Source organism: Pauljensenia sp. 20925_1_25 (assembly GCF_041433955.1).
Classification (GTDB): Bacteria; Actinomycetota; Actinomycetes; order Actinomycetales; family Actinomycetaceae; genus Pauljensenia.
In genome coordinates this window covers 1-20563 of the sequence record NZ_JAPWCL010000002.1, presented here as the reverse complement: position 1 = coordinate 20563, position 20563 = coordinate 1, and the positions used below count along the sequence as shown (strand labels likewise).

Below are 20563 nucleotides of genomic sequence, written 5' to 3'. Positions count from 1 at the left end.
CACCGTGCGAGAGATAGCCCTGGACACCCAAGCAGCCACCGCCGTCGCGATCATCGAAGACGGTCGGGTCATTGGCCGCGCCCACAACGACTCCGGGCGACACCACGCCGAATCCATCACGCCGCTCGTCCGCGAGGCCCTCGGTGATGCCGGCCTGCCCTCCACCCTGGCCGATGCTGGGATTGATCGCGTGCTCGTGGGCACCGGGCCCGCCCCCTTCACCGGGCTGCGCTCCGGCCTCGTCTCCGCGCGCGTCCTCGCCCGGGTCGCAAGCGTGCCCGCCTACGGTGTTTCCGCCCTTGACGTCATCGCCCGCCAGGGCCTCGACCTGCTCGCCCCCGACACCCGCGTCTACGCGATCGCCGACGCGCGTCGCCGCGAACTCTACTGGGGGGCCTTTGTGGCTGCCGGACCCGACGACGTCGCCCTTGAAGGACGCCTCGAAGTTGGGGACGTCTCCTCCCTGCTTGGCGCTATGCGACACGCCCCCGGCCTTGTCGTTGCCGGAGCTCCCGTCCCCGCGCACTCCGCGTCCGCTCTCGCGCGCGCCGACCTCGGCCCCCAGGTCGATCTGGACCCCGCCGTCATGAGCCGCATCGTCGCCACGCGACTGGCCCGCGGCGAGGACGAGCGACTGCGCACCGACCCCCTCTACCTGCGCCGCCCCGACATTCACGGTCAGCCCACCGCGCGCCTATGAGTCCCCAGCTGCGCGTCGCGGGTCCCGGCGACCTCGATCTTGTCGCTGCCCTCGAGGCCGAGGTTTTTTCAGAAGACCCGTGGACGCCCTTCATGATCGCTGAGGAGCTCTCCTCCCCGGCTTCGCGCTACTGGATCGCGACGGAGGGCTCCGGCGACGTCATCGGCTACGGCGGTGCCAAGGTCGGCGGTGACCAAGCCGACGTCATGACGATCGGTGTGCGCGCCCACGCGCGGGGTGCAGGCGTCGGGGCCACCATCCTTGACGCGCTTATGGCCTGGTCCCACGAGGCCGGGGCACGTGAGATCTTCCTCGACGTGCGCCCCTCCAACGAGGGTGCCATCGCGCTTTACAAGTCGCGTGGATTCGTCGAGATCGGGCGCAGGCCACGCTATTTCCGCAACCCCGTCGAAGAGGCAGTCGAGATGAGGGCACCCCTGATCTGAGGAGATGCGACGACCACCACCAAATAGGTACGGTCGGTGTATCAAAATTCGTGCTTTCAGACCCCTGTTTATGAGGCCGATAGTCCTAGGTGTTTTCATTGCGATTGCGGGTCAAGGAGCGTGGAAGAACCGCGGAAAATAGCCGAAAATGACACCGTGTCGACAAGAGCGGCGCATCGCCTCGTGCCAACGTCCTACGAGGCGGACGAAAAGCGTCGATATGCTCAATCCATGGCCACTCAAAATGTCGCAACGAAGAAGCGCCGCGCGTGGACCACCAGCGTCTTTATTAAGCAGCTGATGGCCGTCTCGGGCTTCGTTTTCGTTTTCTTCTTGCTGTTCCACTCTTACGGCAACCTCAAGATGTTCCTGGGCGCGCAGGTTTACAACGACTACGCGCACTGGCTGCATGAAGAGGCTTTCGTGCCGATCTTCCCGCACGGCGGATTCATCTGGGTTTTCCGCGCCGCCATGGCGCTGATGCTCATCATCCACCTGTGGGCCGCTGCCTACACCTGGAAGCGTTCGCGTCGCGCTCGCTCCACCCGCTACGTCGTGAAGAAGTCCGTCACGGACTCCTACGCGGCCCGCACCATGCGTATGAGCGGTGTCCTCATTCTGCTGATCCTGATCTTCCACATCGCTCACTTCACCACCGTGAGCCTGCCCGCGAAGGTCGCCAATTTCGGCGCTGACGTCACCACTCCTTACGACCGCATGATCGCGTCCTTCCAGTCGCCGGTCCTCGTGATCCTCTACGCCGTGTTCGTCGGCTGCGCGTGCATCCACGTCTCTCACGGCTTCTGGTCCATGTTCCAGTCGCTCGGCTGGGTGCGTCCTGCCACCCGCAAGCCTCTGGTTGTCCTCTCGGGCCTGGTCGGTCTGGTCATCTTCGTGATGTTCATGGCCCCGCCCGTCGCCATCGTCACCGGCTTGATCCACTGAGGAAGGGCACGCAATCATGACCGATAAACTCATCCACGGCCTCTACCGTGAAGGCGAGAAGATCGCCGACACGAAGGCTCCCCACGACGTCCCGATCTCCGAGCGCTGGGCGCGCCGTCAGTTCGAGGCAGCCCTCGTGAACCCGGCGAACCGCCGTAAGCTGCGCGTCATTATCGTCGGTTCCGGCCTCGCGGGTGGCGCTGCTGCCGCCTCGCTCGGCGAAATGGGCTACAACGTCGACTGCTTCTTCTACCAGGACTCCGCCCGCCGTGCGCACTCCATCGCCGCGCAGGGTGGTATCAACGCTGCGAAGAACTACCGTAACGACAACGACTCCGTCTACCGTCTCTTCTACGACACGGTCAAGGGCGGCGACTACCGCGCCCGCGAGGACAACGTCTATCGCCTCGCCGAGGTCAGCGCCAACATCATCGATCAGTGCGTCGCGCAGGGCGTTCCCTTCGCCCGCGAGTACGGTGGCCTCCTCGACAACCGCTCCTTCGGTGGTGTCCAGGTGTCCCGCACGTTCTACGCGCGCGGCCAGACAGGTCAGCAGCTTCTGATCGGGGCCTACCAGGCGCTGGAGCGTCAGGTCGCTGCGGGTACCGTCACCGAGCACTCGCGTCACGAGATGGTCGAACTCATCGTCGACGAGGGCAAGGCGCGCGGCATCATCGCCCGCGACATGTCCACCGGCAAGCTCGAGACCTTCATCGCCGACGCGGTGGTCCTGGCGACCGGCGGCTACGGCAACGTGTTCTTCCTGTCCACGAACGCGATGGGCTGCAACGCGACCGCCATCTGGCGCGCGTACCGCAAGGGTGCCTACTTCGGCAACCCCTGCTTCACGCAGATCCACCCCACGTGCATCCCCCAGCACGGCGACCAGCAGTCGAAGCTGACCCTCATGTCGGAGTCGCTGCGTAACGACGGTCGCATCTGGGTTCCCAAGCGCGCCGAGGACTGCGAGAAGGACCCGCGTCAGATCCCCGAAGAGGATCGCGACTACTACCTGGAGCGCATCTACCCGTCCTTCGGTAACCTCGTGCCCCGCGATATCGCATCGCGTCAGGCCAAGAACATGTGCGACGAGGGCCGTGGCGTCGGCCCGAAGATTGACGGCGTCGCCCGCGGCGTCTACCTCGACTTCTCCGAGGCCATCTCCCGTATGGGCAAGGCGGCCGTCTCCGCGAAGTACGGCAACCTCTTCGACATGTACGAGCGCATCACGGGCGACAACCCCTACGAGGTGCCGATGCGCATTTACCCGGCCGTCCACTACACCATGGGTGGCCTGTGGGTTGACTACGACCTCGAGTCGAACCTGCCCGGTCTGTACGTGGCCGGCGAGGCGAACTTCTCCGATCACGGCGCAAACCGCCTGGGTGCCTCGGCGCTCATGCAGGGTCTGTCAGACGGCTACTTCGTCCTGCCCAACACGATCAACGACTACCTGGCGCACTGCTTCCACCTGCCCAAGCTGGACGAGAACTCGCCTTCCGTCAAGGAAGCCCTTGAGTCGGCTCAGGGACGCATCGACACCCTCATGTCGATCAATGGAACCCGCTCCGTGGATTCGTTCCACAAGGAGCTGGGCAAGATCATGTGGGAGTACTGCGGCATGGAGCGCACCGAGGCCGGCCTGAAGAAGGCCATCGGTATGATCCGCAAGCTGCGCGCAGACTACTGGAAGAACGTTCGTGTTCCCGGCAAGTCGATCGGCGAACTCAACCAGTCCCTCGAGAAGGCCGGTCGCGTGGCTGACTTCATGGAACTGGGCGAACTCATGTGCATCGACGCGCTGCACCGCGAAGAGTCGTGCGGCGGCCACTTCCGCGCGGAGTCTCAGACTCCCGAGGGCGAGGCCCTGCGCCACGACGACAAGTTCCTGTACGTGGCGGCCTGGGAGTTTGCCGGTGACGGCGAACCCCCGATCCTCCACAAGGAAGACCTGATTTACAACGACATCGAGCTGAAGCAGCGGAGCTACAAGTGAACCTGACACTGAGGATCTGGCGCCAAAACGGTCCCGAAGACAAGGGCGCAATTCATGAATACCAGGTGAAGGGAATCTCGGAAGAGTCCTCGTTCCTGGAGATGCTCGACGTCCTGAACGAAGAGCTCTTCGCACGCGGCGAGGAACCCATCGCCTTCGACTCCGACTGCCGCGAGGGCATCTGCGGTCAGTGTGGCATCGTCATCAACGGTATCGCTCACGGCCCGGAGGTCACCACGACCTGCCAGCTGCACATGCGTTCCTTCAACGATGGCGACGTCATCACGATCGAGCCGTGGCGTGCGTCGGGCTTCCCGATCATCAAGGACCTGGTGGTGAACCGCTCCGCCCTGGATCGCATTATCCAGGCCGGCGGCTACATCTCCGTGAACACGGGGGCAGCGCCCGACGCGCACGCGACCCCCGTTCCGAAGCAGGACGCGGATCGCGCGTTCGAAGCTGCGGCCTGCATCGGCTGCGGGGCGTGCGTGGCGGCCTGCCCGAACGCCTCCGCGATGCTCTTCACCTCCGCGAAGGTCACGCACCTCGGCCTGCTCCCGCAGGGCAAGCCCGAGAACTACAAGCGTGTCGTGAACATGCTCAACCAGATGGACGAGGAGGGCTTCGGCTCCTGCTCGAACATCGGTGAGTGCGCGGCGGTCTGCCCCAAGCAGATCCCGCTTGACGTGATCGCAAACCTGAACCGCCAGCTCGGAAAGGCAGCCTTCAAGGGCGTCTGATCCGCCTGAGTGGCCGTGGGCCCGGCGCACCAACGTGCGCCGGGCCCTTTTGCGTCCGCCACCTCCGACGGGTCCCTTGTGTGAGTGCTCGCGGGCGTTGTGATCTGAGGCGTATCATGGAGACATCATCGGGGCTCAGAGAGGAGCTTGCCATGCAATTTGACGAGACCGGACCGAACACGCACACGCGCCGTTACTGGGTCAGTGCAACGGTTGCAATTGGCGCAATGGTTGTTTTTGCGATCCTGTCGATCCTTCTGCTCCTGGGGGTTGTTTTCGGCTCCCCAGCAGTCAAGCTCGTCGCCGATTCGCTTGTCCCGTGGTCCCTGCTGGTGTTTGCCATCGCTGGCGTCGCGATGATCGTCGCCAACAAGCGGTCCGGACAGGATTGAGACTTCGACGGTTCACGACATGACGCACGCCCGCCCCTGCGGGCGGCGTCACCGTGCGCGCATGCTTAGACTAGAGGGCGTGAATAACCCCCTGGTCCTTGGTATTGAGTCAACGTGCGACGAGACGGGCGTCGGCCTGGTGCGTGGCACGCAGCTGCTGGTTGATCGCACGGCTACGTCGATGGACGAGTATGCCCGCTACGGCGGTATCATCCCGGAGATTGCGTCGCGCGCCCACCTGGAGTCGTTCCTGCCGACGCTCGACACTGCCCTCGACGAGGCCGGGGTGACCCTGGCGGACGTGGATGCAATCGCGGTCGCTGCGGGTCCCGGTCTGGTCGGTTCGCTGACGGTGGGTATCTGCGCGGCCAAGGCCCTGGCCTCGTCCCTGGGCAAACCGCTGTACGGCGTGAACCACGTGATTGGTCACCTGGCCGTCGACAAGCTGGCCGAGGGGCCTCTTCCCGAGCATTTCATCGGACTGGTGGTCTCAGGCGGGCACTCGAACATCCTGGAGATCCGCAATATCGCGACCGACGTCGTGGAGCTGGGCGGTACCCTGGACGATGCCGCAGGCGAGGCTTTCGATAAGGTCGGGCGTCTCCTCGGCCTGCCCTACCCGGGCGGCCCCCACGTGGATCGACTGTCCCAGCAGGGCGACCGCGAGGCGATCCGTTTCCCGCGCGGCCTGGCCGCCGGTAAGGACAAGGAACGCCACAAGTACGACTTTTCGTTCTCAGGCCTCAAGACGGCCGTGGCTCGCTACATTGAGGGGACGACCGCGCGCGGCGAAACCGTCAGCAAGGAAAACGTGTGCGCCGCCTTCTCCGAGGCCGTCAACGATTCGCTGACCGCTAAGGCCGTGCGCGCGGCGCTGGACACCGGCTGTGACACGATTGTCGTGGGCGGCGGATTTTCCGCCAACTCGCGGCTGCGTGCCCTCCTGACGGAGCGAGCCGAGGCCGCGGGCGTGACCGTGCGCATGCCTCCACTGCGATTCTGCACGGATAACGGTGCTCAGATCGCAGCGATCGGCTCGGAGCTGGTGGCGGCGGGCCTGCCGCCGTCGGACTGGGACTTTTCGCCGGATTCGGGCATGGAGCTGACGACGACCTACGTGCCCCCGCGCGCCTGAGCAGCGGCGCGCGGGGAGGGGCCTCAGCGCAGTCCCTCCATGAAGGACTCGGCGACGGAAGACCACGAGGTGTAGAAGCCGCCTGCCATGTTGGCGCACACGCCGATGAAGGCGGCGCAGGCGAGTGCAGCCGCGCTCAGGCACGCCAGTCGCGCCGCGTAGGTGACGCATGAGGCCGCCGGGCGTGGCAGCGTCGCGATGATGCGCGGCATCGGCAGGCGGAAGAAGCGCGAGCGAGTTGAGGGCAGGTCTGCGTCCCCAGCTAGGGCGGCACTCCACGTGCCCGCGGAACGCCAGGTGAGGGTCACGAACGCAGCGGATAACAGAGCCAGCACAGCAAGGCTCACGAGGCCGTTGGGTGCGGTGGGCCGCACCGTGTGCGTGACGTTCGTGGCCGGCACGATGGAGGCGTAGGCTTCGGATGCCCGCGCTGTCGCCGCAGTCGGAGATGATCCCAGAGCGTTTGCGACCTTGTCGGAGGAACCCCACCATGCCAGCATCGTCGGGATGTGCTCCCTCCACAGGGGGCCTGCGTGCCCGCCGGTGGGCGGAATATCGGTCGTCACGGTGTCGGGAGACTTGACGGCCTTTGCCATCTTGACGGCGGCAGGGGCGCCGCCGGCCCCGTCGTCTGCGGCGGCCATCGCGTAGATGCGCAGCCCGTCGGGGACCCTCTTGGCCAGCATCGTGGAGAGGGTGTTGTCCGCCAGGTACTGGTCGCCGAGATTCGTCATCTGCCCCTCGATCTGCGTGTCATAGCCGGAGAGGGAGGCGGCTGCGCCGAAGGTCTGGGGCGTGCGCATCGCCGTCCACACCGCGCAGTAGGCACCCGCGGAGAAACCGCCGAGCATCCACGCGTCGCGCTTGTCGGAGGTATTGGGGAAATTGTGGCGGACGAACGCGGGGATTTCGTGCGCGGACCACGTGTAGACGGCGGGTCGATCCTCGATATCCGCGCAGTCGTGCGCCTCCTCGTCGACGCTCAGGGACGGGACGACGATGATGGTGGGAGGGATGATCCCGGCGTCGATGGCGTTGTCGAGGGCCTCCTGGACGTGTGCACCCTGCGTGGTGCCGTCGGCCTCGCCCGGGTACCCGTGCAGCAGCTCGATGACCGCGTAGGTCTTGCCGTCGGTGGGGGAGTAGTCGCGTGGTGCGATGACGAAGACGGGCAGCGTGATGCCGCTGATCGGCCCCGTCCACGTGGTGGTGAGCATGCCGTCCTCGGTCCTCGTGAAGGTCGCGTCGAGGCTGGAGGAAGCAATCGGCTGGTCGCCGATTGTAACCTCGCCGCCAGACTCGGCCACCGGTTCGTCGACGTTGGAAGCGATGAGCGCAGCCAGGTCACCGCTGGTCTTGACGAGGCCGAGAGAGCGGTTGAGGATCAGGGCTCCCGTGGCCGTCACGAGAAGGATCGGCACGAGGATGAGGACCGCGCGGCCCAGCCAATGCCTCGTGCGCCGGGGGAAATGCCTGGGTGTCCAGCGCGGCAGGAGGAACGCCCCCGCGAGGAGGGACAGGACCGCGAGCACGGCGACGACCGCGAGGGTGCGCCCCGAGGTCAGGGAAATGGATCCGAGAAGGGACATGGTCACTCCTTCGTGGAGGGGGTTGACGAGGCCGTGGCAGCGCCGCGCTGATCGGTGGTTGTGGGCGTGGCCGAGGAGGGGGACGACGCGGAGGTGCGCTGTGTGGCGCGGGCAGAGCGCAGGTCGCCGACGCCCTTCGCGGCGAGCTTGGCGAGGCCACCGGTGACGGAAGCCAGCAGTGTGAGGGTCTGGGCGGGGGAGAGCGAGGGCACGTAGGCGTGCGAAATGGCAAGTCCGACGGTGGCCAGTGAGGCGGGTTCGGGGACAGCCAGGTACAGGGGCTGCGTGCGTGGCTTGAACTTGCGTTTGAAGGCGTGCAGCGAGGTGAAGCCGTAAAGAGGCTCCATGATGGCGGCGAGGGCGTCGGTCAGAGGTCCGAAGGCGGACGTGTCGTCGGCGGAGCGCCTCAGGGGAGCGCCGGAGAGGGACAAGAACTCCAGGCCTTCTTCCTGGGCAGCCAGAGCGGCCTTGCCGATGAGGAATTCGATGGCGGGACGCCAGCCCGTTGCGCGGCGACGCATGACGTCGAGGGTCAGGCCGACGACCTGGCCGCCGCGATAAACGGGCAGCCACGAGGTGACGGCGTGGATCGTGGAGTCGGCATCGATGGCAACGAGGATGCGCGTCTCAGGGATCGCGAGTTCGCGCACGCCTCCGAGTGTGAAGCCCATTTCGGGTAGTGCCTTGTCGGAACTCCACGCCTGCGAGATCACGGTGATCTGGTCTTTCCATCCCTGGGGGCATTCGTCCCAGGTGGTCCAGCGGGCCTCGACGCCTTCACGGGTGGCATGGTTCATGGCGGTGCGTACGTCCTGGTAGGCCTTGCCCTTGAATGCCAGGTCAGGCAGGTCGAGGAGTGACTCTTCGGCGACCTGCATGATCGTCCAGCCCTCGTCGCGGGCGGCGTAGGCCAGATCCTCGTGGACGGAATAGAGCGCCGGTGTGAGGCCCGCAGTGGCGGCGAAGGAAGAAAACTCAGCGATTGCCTGGGAGGCCTTGCCTTCCTCGTAGGCCAAGTCGGTGACTGTGAGCGCGACGCCTCCGGCTCCCCGGTAGGCAACCCCGGCCTCGTCGAAGGGGGACACCCACACCTGGTTGCCTTCCCACATGTTCATCCAGCCGAGCGTTCCGCCCCCGTGTGCGCGCACGAGCGACGTGAGGTCGTCGAGAGGTGAGGACGCGGGGATACGAGGCAGCGCGAGGAGGGCGCGCAGCACGAGGGCGAGGGTTCCCGCCCATGCAACGAGGGGCATCCACAGGACGGGAGCCTCAGCCAGGAGAGTCATGGGCACGAGCGATGGCTCGAAGATCGATGCGGTCGCCGTGGGCAGGAGTGCGAGGGCGTAGTCGTGGAAAACCTGCAAAGGTGTTGCGTTGGGCGCGTCCGAGATGTTGGCACCCGAAGCCAACGAGGAGAAGGGAATGAATGAGTCGCTCGTGAGGAGTCCGAGCACGAGGACTGCCGCCGCGCACACAGCCATGAGGATGAGCCAGCGGCGTGCCAGCGTCGAGGTCGTGGATGGCGCGGCGTGGATCGTGAAGGATCGGCGCATCCACCAGGTGATGGCGCACAGCGCGACATTGAGGAGGACAGGCATGAGCAGCAGAGAAGCAGCCGTCGTCACCTCGGGACGCAGGGGGTCATCCGGCCCGTTCCAAGCAAGGAGTTCGACGGTGGTTGACGTCAGCGTCGAAACGCCGAGGATGCCCTGGAGAATGAGGGTGCCAACGTAGGCGGCCCGCCGTCCCCTACGCAGTCCGTAGGCGAAGATCAGTTGCAGGGTGACGGGTGCCAGGCACAGAAGGGTTGTGATGACCCCCGTACGGCCCTCGAGCCACCAGGCCGGCCCCAGCGACCAGCGCATTTGCGCGAGGGGGCCTTCGGGCGCGGAGGAGACAACCGTGAGGGCTGCGGCGCACGCCCAGCACAGGGCAGCGATCGAGGCGAATTGGCGGCCGAGCGTGACCTCGTCGGTGGTTTCGGAGTTGGAACCCCGTACACCCAGCAGACGAGCAGCGATCATGCCGGCCAGGAGCGCCCACACGCGCGCGTAGGAGATCGCCGAGCCGAGGATCGCGGAGGCGAGAGCGAGGATACCGATGAGGAGGAAACGCGCCCTCCACCGCCAGCGTGCCCCTAGCGACTGCACGGCGGCACCAGCCAGGGCGATGAGCATGAGGCTCGTCCCCCACAGGGTTCCTTCGCCGATGGCCTGGCCCCACTCGGTGATCGCGCGCTTGAGCAGGGGCAGGGTCGCCCACGTCGCGGTGACGCCGACGACCTGTCCGGCGAGCGCGGCAGCGATCCACACGCGGGTGCCCAGGTGGCGTTCGGCTGCGCCACCCGCGACGATCATCGTTGCGATGCCGAGGACGGCGGTGGCCAGGAAGTGCCCGGGGACAGCTCCGACGGAGGATAAGATCGACCACCAGTGGGAGGCTGAGGGGCTAGCCTCAAGGACACTGAATTGGTCGCGCCACACCCAGTAGGTGGCGGACATCAGGGTCAGGGCAACCGTCACGACGGTTGTGGCAGGGGCGTGGGACAGCCATCGGACCGTCAGGCGCGCCAGCGATGAGAGCAGAAGCCAGAGGGTGCGTGCTGTTGCGCTCAGTGGCGCACCGATCCTGCGAAAAGTGGTGCGGCGGGGCTCGGGCGAGTCCGTCTCTTCTTGCGACACGGTGATGTCCTCTCAAGCCATTTCGTTTTTCCGGAGGATAGGATACTCCGATAGCCTGGGAGTGGACTAATAGTGCGCTGGGAAGGTGTCTGCTCAGTCACGAGGCTGTGGCCCCGCCCCGGACGCAGTTCACGCGCCTCGCTGCCGCGCCGGGGACGTGGGGTCAGGCGCTCAGGGCTGCGAACTCGGCGAGTGCCAGGGGACGACCCGCAGTCATCTCGGCGCGCATAAGGTCCACGACGGCGTCGAGGCCCTGGCCGGGGCGTGCGGCCGCGGCGACGGCGCGCTGGCGCTCGTAGGCGGCTCCGATTGACAGGATCGTGTCCAGGTCGGCGAACTCGCGCGCGCAGCCAAGATCAGCGGCCACGGGAGCCAGCTCTTCCTTCAGGCGTGCGATGCCGTCGCGGGCGCTTTCGGTCGTGCCGTCGCGCGAGATGATGAGGTCTGCGTCCAAGCCGTAGCGGGCCGAGCGCCACTTGTTTTCCGCGACGAACCAGTCCGGTAGGACGGGCAGCGGCTCACCGGCGTCGTACAGGCGCGAGAAGTACTCGACGAGGACGTGGGTGAGGGCCGCGAAGATGCCGACCTCAGTGGCGTTCGTCGCCGCGTCGTACATGCGGTTCTCGATCGTGCCGAAAGTCGGCGAGGGGCGGATATCCCAGCGGACCTCGTCGAAGCCCTCGATGACGCCCGTACGGATCATGTCGTCCGTGTAGGCCTCCAGGTCCTCCCACGTGTCGAACTGACGCGGGATACCGGCGGTGGGTAGCTGCTGGAAGACCATCGCGCGGTTGGAGGCGTAGCCGGTGTCCTCGCCTGCCCAGAACGGAGAAGACGCGGAGATCGCCTGCAGGTGGCCCAGGTAGGCGGTGAGCGCAGCCTGGATCGGCAGGATTTTCGCGCGGTCTTCGACGCCGACGTGCACGTGGACGCCGTACAGGAGCATCTGGTGGCCCCAGTAGGCGGTGCGCTCGACGAGCTGGGCGTAGCGGCGTGAGTCGGTGACGCGCTGGCGGCCCGGGCGCGCGAAGGGGTGTGTTCCGGCGGTGGCCAGGTCAATGCGCAGGTCCGAGGCCAGGGGGGTCAGGTAGTCGATGCAGTCGGTCAGGTCAGCGACGCACTCGGCGACGGTCGAGCGCGGCTTGGAAACGACCTCGATCGTGTTGAGGAGCATCTCGCGATGGATGCCGGGATAGAGCTTGCCGTCGGTCGTGGCGCGGTCGATGATCGCGTCCGCGCTTTGACGCAGATCGTGCGAGTCACGGTCGACGAGCTGGAGCTCCCACTCGACACCGAGTGTAGAACGCTGGGAGGAACCGAATGGCAAGGTCATGATCGATCCTTTCGCTGATTTCCTCCATTGTGTCAGGGCCTCGCTGTGTGCCGGTGGAGAGCTTCCTTACAGGTTTTTGGGCAACCTCTTGCAGATGATCGCGCGGTGACGCCCGGCCAGGCGCGTCGCAATGACTGTCAACTGGGCGCTACCGCCGCCCAGCTTGAGAGATTTGCGCAGCTCGTCGGGATTGATGTCCGCGCCGCGTTTCTTGATCTCAACACTGCCCGCGTCTCGCGATGTGAGCGCTGCAGAGATTGCCTTGGCGCGAAGGTTTGTCACCTCGAGCACTTCGAAGCGGTCATAGAAGGGGTTATCAGGTAAATCGTCGCCTGTCAGATAGGCGATTTTGTCGGACACGATACCCGCCCCGGTCTTGTCAGCGAGACGCCCGAGCAGACCCGAGCGAATCACCGCCGGATCGGCTTCCGCGATGAAAGCCCCGAGGGGAGCAACCTCCACGCGCTCAGCGGGCGTATTCGCAGCCATCCCCTCGGGGGAGGAGAGGGCATGGGCTGCCCCGGCCTCGTCCAGGAGGAGGCAGGACCGTCCCCGGCCCTCCGGTGCCAGTGCGGGAGACCAGAGGGAAGCTTCGACGAGATCGCCGCCCACGCTCACCCACTGCGCATGCCAATCCGCCGGAATGACGTCATGCGCGATACCGGGCGCCACCTTGACGCCGACACGCTCAATCGCATGCGCCCAGCCGAGGACCGCGGACAGGGGCGGGGACCAATCCTCCGGGTTTGTGATGCGCGCCGACCCTCGCGAGGCCCCCGTACGCCGGGCGGGGTCGGCAAAGATCGCGTCTACGCCCTCGGAAGCCAACTCCGCGATATCCAGGTCCATGACGTCGCCCAGGCGAACCTGCGCTCCCTCGAAATCGCGCAGATTCGCGGCCACGGCCCCCGCCGCCTCCGGGTCGATATCAACCGCGAGAACATCCAGGCCCAGGCCCGCAATCGCCAGCGCGTCCGCGCCGATCCCGCAGCCCAGATCCGCCACCCGCCTCGCCCCCGAGGCGCGGAAGCGCTGCGCGTGGCGCGCCGCCACCACCAGACGCGTCGCCTGCTCCAGCCCGTCGCGCGTGAACACCATGTGTGAGGCGAACGGGCCAAACTTGGCGCGCGCTGCCTGGCGCAGGGCCAGCTGTGTGAGGACTCCGGCAGCCAGGTCAGCCTCGATGCCCGAGGCGCGCAGGGCGGCCCCCAGCTCGCGCAGCGGCATCGGGTTGGTCTCCTGGCGGGCTTGGAGAGACTCCAGCAGCTCCCAGCCGGGCGAGGACAGGATCGGGGTCAAGGTGTTCACCGGGCCATTGTCCCATCTCTGGCGCGGCGAGGCCGTCACCGGCACGCTCGCGAAGCGGCGGGTGCGCGCTCGATTGCATAAATGGACGGCGGACGAATCGCCCTCGGTGAACCTCCTGGCACTCGGGTTGCCCGAGTGCCAGGAGCGCAACTACACTCGAAGAGGAAACGCGGGATCGCCCCGCGACCGGTCCTGCACCTGACCCCCGCGACGGCAGGGAAAGGACGAGCACCTTCGTGACACAGAAGAAAGGGAGCGACAATGTCGATCTCCATTAAGCCCCTCGAGGACCGCATCGTCATCCGCCAGGTTGAGGCCGAGCAGACCACCGCCTCCGGCCTGGTTATTCCGGATACCGCCAAGGAGAAGCCGCAGGAAGGCGAAGTTATCGCCGTGGGCCCCGGTCGCGTGGACGACAAGGGCAACCGTATTCCCGTCGACGTCAAGGTTGGCGACGTGGTTATCTACTCGCGCTACGGCGGCACCGAGGTCAAGTACGAGGGCCAGGAGTTCCAGATCCTGTCCTCGCGCGACGTGCTGGCGGTTGTGGAGCGCTGAGCGCCTTCGCACACTGAACGCTACGGGGGCGGCCCGGAAGGAATCCTTCCGGGCCGCCCCCGTGTACGTATGATGTGCCGTGCGCGGCGCGGGCCGCGTCGCCCGCAGTCTCAGGACGCCGTCTCGGCCAGCTGCGCCAGCACGGTGTTGCGCACGTAGGTGGCGTCGCGGAACCCGGGAATGTACGCCTTGTTAATGAACATGGTGGGCGTGCCCGTGATACCGGCCTGGTGTGCCTGCTCCTTGGCGGACTTCACCTTGGTGACGGTGTGGTCGGCGAGCATCGTCGTGCGGAACTTGTCCAGGTCGGGCACCCCGGCCGTTTGCGCGAAGTCGACGAGGGCCTGCTCGGAGTACTGGGGGTGTCCGGTCGGGTCCGCCGCCGCGTAGACGACGTCGTGGAATTCCCAGAACTTGCCCTGTTCGGCCGCCGCGAGACCCGCCTGGGCCGCCAGGGGAGAGGAGTCGGTGATCTGCGCTAGGTCGTACCACTCGACGCGCAGCGTGCCATCCTCCACGAGGTCGGTCAGCGCCGGGTCGATCTCGCGGGCGAACTTCGTGCAATACGGGCACGCGAAGTCAGAGAAGACGACCATCGTCACGGGCGCGTTGACGTCGCCCTTGGCCTGCTGATCGTTCGGGTCGTGGCGCATGAACGAGTTCATGATCGCCAGGTTGTTCGCGTTCGTCTGGCTGGGTTCGGCGCTCTGCTCAGCCGACGGCATCTGCGCGGAGGCCGCCGGGGTTCCCGGCGTTGCCTGGCTCGCCGGGGAGGTGGACGAGAGCTGGACGCCCATCCACACGCACGCGCCCGCAAGCAGGGCGGTAACCGGCGCGGTGACCATGAAGAGGGTCTTGTAGATGTTCGTTTCCTGCCCGGCGACGGCTTTCTTCTCCGTCGACGAGGCCGTGGAATCGTTGGTGGTCATGCGTCCTCCCGGGGAACGTCGATCAAGGTGTTGGGCGAGTTGTGGGCACTAAAATGGTGCGGCATCGCGGTGGCGATGCCGCACCGGCACTTCATTTGCGTGATCAGGACACGCGACGTCCACGTCCGGAGGAGCGGATCTCCTCACGACGTTCTTCCTCGGTCATTCCACCCCAGATGCCGTAGGGCTCCTGGGCGGCCAGAGCATAGGACCGGCACTGCTCGATCACCGGGCAGGTAGCGCAAATCGCCTTGGCGTTCGCAGCGCGACGCCGACGCGTGGAGCCGCGCTCACCCTCGGGATGGAAGAACAGCTCGGTGTCCAGGTCTCGGCACGCCGCTTCGTACTGCCATTCCCACGCGTCGATCATGGGGCCGGGCAGACGGGAGACGTCAGTCATTGGGTGCCTCCTTCTTGTCTGTCGTGCCGACATTTTCGGCACACGATGTCCGCAAGGATAGACACTTGTGCGGTAGTTATTCAAGGCTCTTGTCAGAAGTATGAGCCAGTTCTCATGGAGCGGCGTCCTGGGCAGTGGAAATACGGAAAAACTGAGATGGACGCACTGAATGAACAATGAACAACTTTTTGAATAACTTTGAGAGGTGTAACGCACCCGTTCCTGTGGCGTCTCCGGGCCTGACAGACAAGAATCTGTAAGCGTACGCAGGCGCACAGAGGGGAGGAGCCATGCCGCGAGCGATCCTTACGCACGTTGCGCACGCCGACCGTTCCCGCACTGTGTCCTCCGTCGCCGACGAACTCGGCGTCTCCGCCTCCACGCTTCGAACCTGGGAACGGCGCTACGGCCTCGGCCCTGCCAGGCGCGAGGCCGGCTCACGCCGCCGCTACCAGCCAGAAGACGTCGAGCGCCTACGGGCCATGGTCAACCACCTGCACGCGGGCCTCCCCGCCGCCGAGGCCGCCAAGCGTGCCCTCTCCGACGTCACCGCTCATCCCAACGCCGGACACGTCACCGCGTCCCAGCTACGTTCCATCGTTCTCTCCGACGACATCCCCCGCCTCGAGGACGCTCTCGAAGCGACCGTCGCCAGCCACGGCCTCGTCCACACGTGGTCGCGCTTCGTCGAGCCCACCCTCAAAACCCTGCGCACCACCCCGGGTGGGGACCCCGTGGGTGCCCCACCCGCGCTCATGCTGCTCAACGCCTTCCAGCGCGTGTGCCGATCCGTCCACCTCTCGCGCCCCGCCCGCTCCTTCGTCGGCGGTGACCGCGTCGCCCTGATCACCGACGCACTCCACGAGACGCCCGCCCAGGTCATCGGCGTTGCCCTGGCCTGGTACGGCTGCGACGTGCGCGTCCTGTCCAGCGAACACTACGGGGGCGTGTGCGCCGACGACCGCTTCCGCGAATACGTGCGCGGCGGCGTGCCTGCCATCGCCATCGTGCTGGGGTGCGGCCCCGCCTGCGCCGACACCATCGAAGGACTCATCTCCCGCTACGGTGGACCCACCATCATCGTCGGCACCGACGCGCCCGACATCCTGGCCCCCCACGTGCAGCGCGTGCGCACGATCAACGCCTGCGTCGAAGAAGCCCTCGCGCTCCTGGCACCCCAGGCGGACCTTCAACTGGTCGGTCGGTCCTAGCCCCTTGACGAGGCCGACGGGCCTCATGTTTGACTGATCGCCCACGCGGGGTGCGCGTTCGCGCCAAGAGCCCTGGTCAGGTGGTACCGTGAGGGTACGGACAGGCAGGAGAACAGTCATGAACGCCCCCTGGAACAATGAGGATCTACGCCGCGCCTTCGACGCCGATTTCGACGCGCTCGTTGCCTTCGCGTCCCGGTCGAAAGCCCGAGTTGGCTACGCCTTCCTGCGCGCCGACGGTCAGGTCGACCTTGGACGTCCCCTCGACGCACGCATCAGCGCGCGCATGACCCACGTGTTCGCACTCGCGCAAATGCGCGGAATCGAAGGCGCGTCCCACCTTGTGTCCCACGGCCTCGCCGCCCTGACCGGTCCCCTGCGCGCCGCCAACGGCAGCTGGTACTCCGAGGTAGTCTCCACCTCCGAAACCAGCGCGATCCCCGTGCCCCGCTCCGTCCTGTCCCAGCGCGCCCAGTCCGCTATGATCGGCGCTGCCGCAGCCGCCCTCATGGCCGGGCACTCCGAGGCCGCCGACCTTCTCGCGGATCTCGAGAAGGACCAAGACCAGCGCTGGTGGGACCCCTCCTACGGTGCCGTGCGCGAAGAAATCGACGCCGCCACCGAGGTGTGCTCGCCCCTGCGACGCCTCTCCACCAATCTCGACACCGCCCAGTCATACCTGGCCGCCTGGGAAGCCACCTTGAACCGCGTGTGGTTCGACCGCGCCCGCTCTATCCTGCGCCTCGTCGGGGAAATCGCCGCCCGCTCCGGCTTCGCCATGCCCGACCTCTTCGACGAGGAATGGCGACCCCTGCCCCCGACCTGCGACCAGCCCCCGCTCGAACTCATCCGACCCGGCGATACCCTGCCCGGCCTCGGCTTCAAGGCCGCGCGCCTCATCGGGCAAGTCTGCGCCATCCTCATCCACATGGGTGAAACCCCCGGGCCGTGGATGCTCGACACCGCCATCTCCCTGTACGAACGCGCCCACGCCGACGGATGGACCGAGGACGGTGTCGGCGGCATCGTCTACACCCTCGACTCCACCGGCATCGTCGTCGCGCCCGAACGTATGCACTGGGTCGTGTGCGAGGCCGCCAGCGCCGCCCGCGTCCTCGCTGAACTGGTCGTCCCTGACCTCGCCGAAGACCTCGCCGTCGACTACGCGCGCGCCGTTGCCTGGGCCGACTCCCACGCACGCGCCGGAATGGGCCGCTGGATCCACGAGATCGCGCCCGACGGGTCCGTCTCCATGCGCGTGTGGGAAGGGCGTCCCGACGCCCTGACCGCCGCCCGCATGCTCGCGCGGGGTGCCGCTCCCATCTACTTGACAGTCACCGGGGCAACCGCGATGGCCGGGGCCTCCACGCGCGCCCAGCGGGCCGCCTGAAAGCTGGGTGGTGGCACCCCGCGGCTACCCCCATGACGGCGGGTAGCCTCGCCCGTGACGCGTCTCTCGCGCGAGGCTACTGTGCCCAGGAAGGCCGCCCAGGCCTCGTACCCGAGCCTCGCCCGGGGAAAGGGTAATGACGCGAATGCGTCTGCGACCACCTACAATTGGCCCATGGGAGAACTTTCAACACACGATCCTTTCAGCCTCACCGGCCTCACCTACGACGACGTCCTGCTCCTGCCCGAGCTCACGGACGTCGTTCCTTCATCCGTTGACACATCCAGCCGCTTGACAAAGAACATTTCCCTGCGCGTGCCGCTCCTGTCCGCCGCCATGGACACCGTCACCGAAGCACGCATGGCCATCGCCATGGCCCGCCAGGGCGGCATCGGCATCCTCCACCGCAACCTCTCCATCGAGGAACAGGCCGCGCAAGTCCGCCAGGTTAAGCGCAGCGAATCCGGCATGGTTGAGGACCCCGTCACCGTCGGCCCCGACGCCACCATCGACGAACTCGACAGCCTGTGCGGCCACTACCGTGTCTCCGGTCTCCCCGTCGTGGACGAAGACGGCACCCTCGTCGGCATCATCACCAACCGCGACCTGCGCTTCGTCCCCCAGGACGAATGGGCCACCCTGCGCGTGCGCGACTGCATGACCCCTCGCGACCGCCTCGTCGTCGGTCAGGTCGGTATCTCCCGCGAGCACGCCAAGCACCTGCTAGCCGAACACCGCGTCGAAAAGCTGCCCATCGTCGATGAGAATGACCACCTGACCGGCCTCATTACCGTCAAGGACTTCGTCAAGACCGAGCAGTACCCCAACGCCACGAAGGACTCGCGCGGCCGCCTCATCGTCGGCGCGGCCGTCGGCTACTGGGGTGACACCTGGGAGCGCGCCACCGCCCTAGCCGAAGCCGGCGTGGACGTCCTCGTCGTCGACACTGCGAACGGTGGAGCCCAGCTGGCCCTCGACATGATCCGCCGCATTAAGGCCGACCCGACCTTCGCCGGCATCGACATCATCGGCGGCAACGTCGCCACGACCGAGGGCGCGCAAGCCCTCATCGACGCGGGCGTCGACGCCGTCAAGGTCGGCGTGGGCCCCGGCTCGATCTGCACGACCCGCGTCGTCGCCGGCGTCGGCGTCCCCCAGATCACCGCCATCCACCTCGCCGCCAAGGCCTGCGGACCCGCCGGAGTCCCGCTCATCGCGGACGGCGGCCTGCAGTACTCGGGCGACATCGGCAAGGCCCTCGTCGCCGGCGCCGACACCGTCATGCTCGGCTCCCTGCTGGCCGGCTGCGAGGAGTCCCCCGGCGAAGTCGTGTTCACCAACGGCAAGCAGTTCAAGCGCTACCGCGGCATGGGCTCGCTCGGTGCCATGAGCTCGCGCGGTCGCAAATCCTACTCCAAGGACCGCTACTTCCAGGCCGACGTCACCTCCGACGACAAGATCGTCCCCGAGGGCATCGAGGGCCAGGTGCCCTACACCGGCTCCCTCGCCTCGGTGATCTATCAGCTCGTCGGCGGCCTGCACCAGACCATGTTCTACCTGGGAGCCTCCACGATCGCCCAGGTCAAGGCCAACGGTCGCTTCGTGCGCATCACCAGCGCAGGCCTGCGCGAGTCGCACCCGCACGACGTCCAAATGACGACGGAAGCACCGAACTACCACTCCTCCTCCGCGAAGTAACCGCAGGTCGAGCATTCGTGACGGGCGGGAGCAGCCGGTGGGCTGCTCCCGCCCGCGCTATCCTATAGGTGCGAAAATCCCACGAATGCGCAAAGGAGCTCCACATGCTCATCCTCATCGACCACGCCAACGTCGATTCCATCAAGAAGACCCTGGAATACCTGCCCATCGACGGCGTGACGACCAACCCGACGATTCTCTACCGCGAAGGCAAGGAACCCCTCGAAGTCCTCCACGCCATCAAGTCAGTCCTACCCGACGGTGCTCAACTGCACGTCCAGATCGTCTCCCAGCGCGCCGACGACATGGTCGCCGAAGCCCGCGCCCTGCGCGGCGAAATCGGCGGCAACCTCTTCATTAAGCTCCCCGTCACGCGTGAGGGCTTCGCCGCGATCCCGCGCATCGTACGCGAAGGCATGCAGGTCACGGCCACCGGCATCCACTCCTCCATGCAAGGCTTCATGGCCGCCAAGGCGGGTGCCCGCTACGTCGCCCCCTACGTCAACCGCATGGACAACTACGGCATCGACGGCGTGCGCGTCGCCTCCGAAATCCACCGCACCCTGCGCACCTACGACCTGAAGGCCGACGTGCTGGCCGCCTCCTTCAAGAACTCCGAGCAGGTCCTCGAGCTGGTCCGCCAGGGCGTCGGCGCCATCACCGCAGCCCCCGATGTACTGGCCGCCCTCATCAAGAACCCCGCCACCGACGCCGCCATCGCCGACCAGAACCGCGACTTCGGCATCCTCGTCGGCGAGCGTCGCACATGGCTGGACCTGGTCAACGACAAGTGAGCTTGTAACGCCGCCGGTGTTCCTGCTGGCTGCGCCACCGGTGTTCCTGCTGGCTGCGCCGCCGGTGTTCCTGCTGGCTGCGCCGCCGGTGTTCCTGCTGGCTGCGCCGCCGGTGTTCCTGCTGGCTGCGCCACCGGTGTTCCTGCTGGCTGCGCCACCGGTGTTCCGGGTGCCGTCGGGCCCGCCCGCCCGCTCGCCGTCCGCGCCGCGAGCCTGCGGCTCGGCGCGTCGGCTCGAAGCCCGGCCAGGCCCTGCGGGCCCGCCGGCACCCTCCACACTGGTGGCGCATGGTGCGCGTTGCCCAACAAAACCGTGTAG

Annotated in this window: 19 protein-coding genes; 13 read left to right on the top strand and 6 right to left on the bottom strand. The window is 66.6% G+C overall.

The window, feature by feature from the left end; genetic code table 11:
* Nucleotides 1-4 precede the first annotated feature (4 nt).
* From tsaB to tsaD, 7 genes are all read left to right on the top strand, one after another.
* Nucleotides 5-700, top strand: coding sequence for a tRNA (adenosine(37)-N6)-threonylcarbamoyltransferase complex dimerization subunit type 1 TsaB (tsaB, locus tag O3932_RS01385; RefSeq protein WP_371535703.1), 696 nt, complete (start codon nt 5-7; stop codon nt 698-700).
* A complete protein-coding gene (rimI, locus tag O3932_RS01380; protein WP_371535699.1) occupies nt 697-1146 on the top strand; it encodes a ribosomal protein S18-alanine N-acetyltransferase in 450 nt (149 codons plus the stop codon). The genes tsaB and rimI overlap by 4 nt, the downstream gene beginning before the upstream one ends.
* A 231-nt stretch (nt 1147-1377) precedes the next feature.
* A complete protein-coding gene (locus O3932_RS01375) occupies nt 1378-2091 on the top strand; it encodes a succinate dehydrogenase cytochrome b subunit (RefSeq protein ID WP_296505225.1) in 714 nt (237 codons plus the stop codon).
* A 16-nt stretch (nt 2092-2107) separates the two neighbouring features.
* The gene (locus tag O3932_RS01370) at nt 2108-4087 is read left to right on the top strand and encodes a fumarate reductase/succinate dehydrogenase flavoprotein subunit (protein ID WP_296505223.1); all 1980 of its coding nucleotides are present in this window, start codon (nt 2108-2110) and stop codon (nt 4085-4087) included.
* Entirely contained in the window at nt 4084-4827 is a 744-nt protein-coding gene (locus tag O3932_RS01365) for a succinate dehydrogenase/fumarate reductase iron-sulfur subunit (protein WP_009648120.1), read from the top strand. The genes O3932_RS01370 and O3932_RS01365 overlap by 4 nt, the downstream gene beginning before the upstream one ends.
* Nucleotides 4828-4979: 152 nt before the next feature.
* Nucleotides 4980-5219 carry a hypothetical protein gene (locus O3932_RS01360; RefSeq protein ID WP_009648114.1) on the top strand — a complete coding sequence of 80 codons (240 nt, stop codon included), beginning with the start codon at nt 4980-4982 and terminating at the stop codon, nt 5217-5219.
* A 79-nt stretch (nt 5220-5298) separates the two neighbouring features.
* Nucleotides 5299-6354, top strand: a complete 1056-nt coding sequence (gene tsaD, locus O3932_RS01355) for a tRNA (adenosine(37)-N6)-threonylcarbamoyltransferase complex transferase subunit TsaD (RefSeq protein ID WP_371535695.1) — start codon at nt 5299-5301, stop codon at nt 6352-6354.
* Between the two features lie 23 nt (nt 6355-6377).
* Here tsaD and O3932_RS01350 read toward each other — a convergent pair whose 3' ends face one another.
* The 4 genes from O3932_RS01350 to O3932_RS01335 all read right to left on the bottom strand — a co-directional run bounded on the left by O3932_RS01350 (nt 6378) and on the right by O3932_RS01335 (nt 13265).
* Nucleotides 6378-7943, bottom strand: coding sequence for an esterase family protein (locus O3932_RS01350; RefSeq protein ID WP_009648104.1), 1566 nt, complete (start codon nt 7941-7943; stop codon nt 6378-6380).
* A 2-nt stretch (nt 7944-7945) separates the two neighbouring features.
* Nucleotides 7946-10624: a bifunctional lysylphosphatidylglycerol flippase/synthetase MprF gene (locus O3932_RS01345; RefSeq protein WP_371535693.1), complete on the bottom strand. Its 2679-nt coding sequence runs from the start codon at nt 10622-10624 to the stop codon at nt 7946-7948.
* A 163-nt stretch (nt 10625-10787) separates the two neighbouring features.
* Nucleotides 10788-11957, bottom strand: a complete 1170-nt coding sequence (locus O3932_RS01340; protein WP_371535691.1) for a glutamate--cysteine ligase — start codon at nt 11955-11957, stop codon at nt 10788-10790.
* 66 nt (nt 11958-12023) lie between these two features.
* Nucleotides 12024-13265, bottom strand: a complete 1242-nt coding sequence (locus tag O3932_RS01335) for a methyltransferase (protein WP_371535689.1) — start codon at nt 13263-13265, stop codon at nt 12024-12026.
* A gap of 261 nt (nt 13266-13526) precedes the next feature.
* On the opposite strand from O3932_RS01335, the gene groES reads away from it, so the two are divergent.
* A complete protein-coding gene (groES, locus tag O3932_RS01330) occupies nt 13527-13823 on the top strand; it encodes a co-chaperone GroES (RefSeq protein ID WP_009647648.1) in 297 nt (98 codons plus the stop codon).
* 110 nt (nt 13824-13933) lie between these two features.
* Here groES and O3932_RS01325 read toward each other — a convergent pair whose 3' ends face one another.
* Both O3932_RS01325 and O3932_RS01320 read right to left on the bottom strand, forming a co-directional pair.
* A complete protein-coding gene (locus O3932_RS01325; RefSeq protein ID WP_371535687.1) occupies nt 13934-14752 on the bottom strand; it encodes a DsbA family protein in 819 nt (272 codons plus the stop codon).
* 103 nt (nt 14753-14855) lie between these two features.
* Complete coding sequence (locus O3932_RS01320) at nt 14856-15152, bottom strand: WhiB family transcriptional regulator (RefSeq protein ID WP_003790481.1); 297 nt, start codon at nt 15150-15152, stop codon at nt 14856-14858.
* Nucleotides 15153-15442: 290 nt separating this feature from the next.
* Here O3932_RS01320 and O3932_RS01315 point away from each other — a divergent pair, with 290 nt between their 5' ends.
* The 5 genes from O3932_RS01315 to O3932_RS01295 form a co-directional block, all read left to right on the top strand.
* The gene (locus O3932_RS01315) at nt 15443-16363 is read left to right on the top strand and encodes a MerR family transcriptional regulator (RefSeq protein WP_371535684.1); all 921 of its coding nucleotides are present in this window, start codon (nt 15443-15445) and stop codon (nt 16361-16363) included.
* Nucleotides 16364-16481: 118 nt separating this feature from the next.
* Nucleotides 16482-17753 carry an AGE family epimerase/isomerase gene (locus O3932_RS01310; RefSeq protein ID WP_371535682.1) on the top strand — a complete coding sequence of 424 codons (1272 nt, stop codon included), beginning with the start codon at nt 16482-16484 and terminating at the stop codon, nt 17751-17753.
* 174 nt (nt 17754-17927) lie between these two features.
* Nucleotides 17928-19451, top strand: a complete 1524-nt coding sequence (gene guaB / locus O3932_RS01305) for an IMP dehydrogenase (protein ID WP_371535680.1) — start codon at nt 17928-17930, stop codon at nt 19449-19451.
* A 104-nt stretch (nt 19452-19555) separates the two neighbouring features.
* Nucleotides 19556-20245, top strand: coding sequence for a transaldolase family protein (locus O3932_RS01300; protein WP_296505207.1), 690 nt, complete (start codon nt 19556-19558; stop codon nt 20243-20245).
* 16 nt (nt 20246-20261) lie between these two features.
* Nucleotides 20262-20563, top strand: a 302-nt coding sequence (locus O3932_RS01295; RefSeq protein ID WP_371535678.1) for a hypothetical protein, incomplete at its 3' end; no start/stop codon positions are given.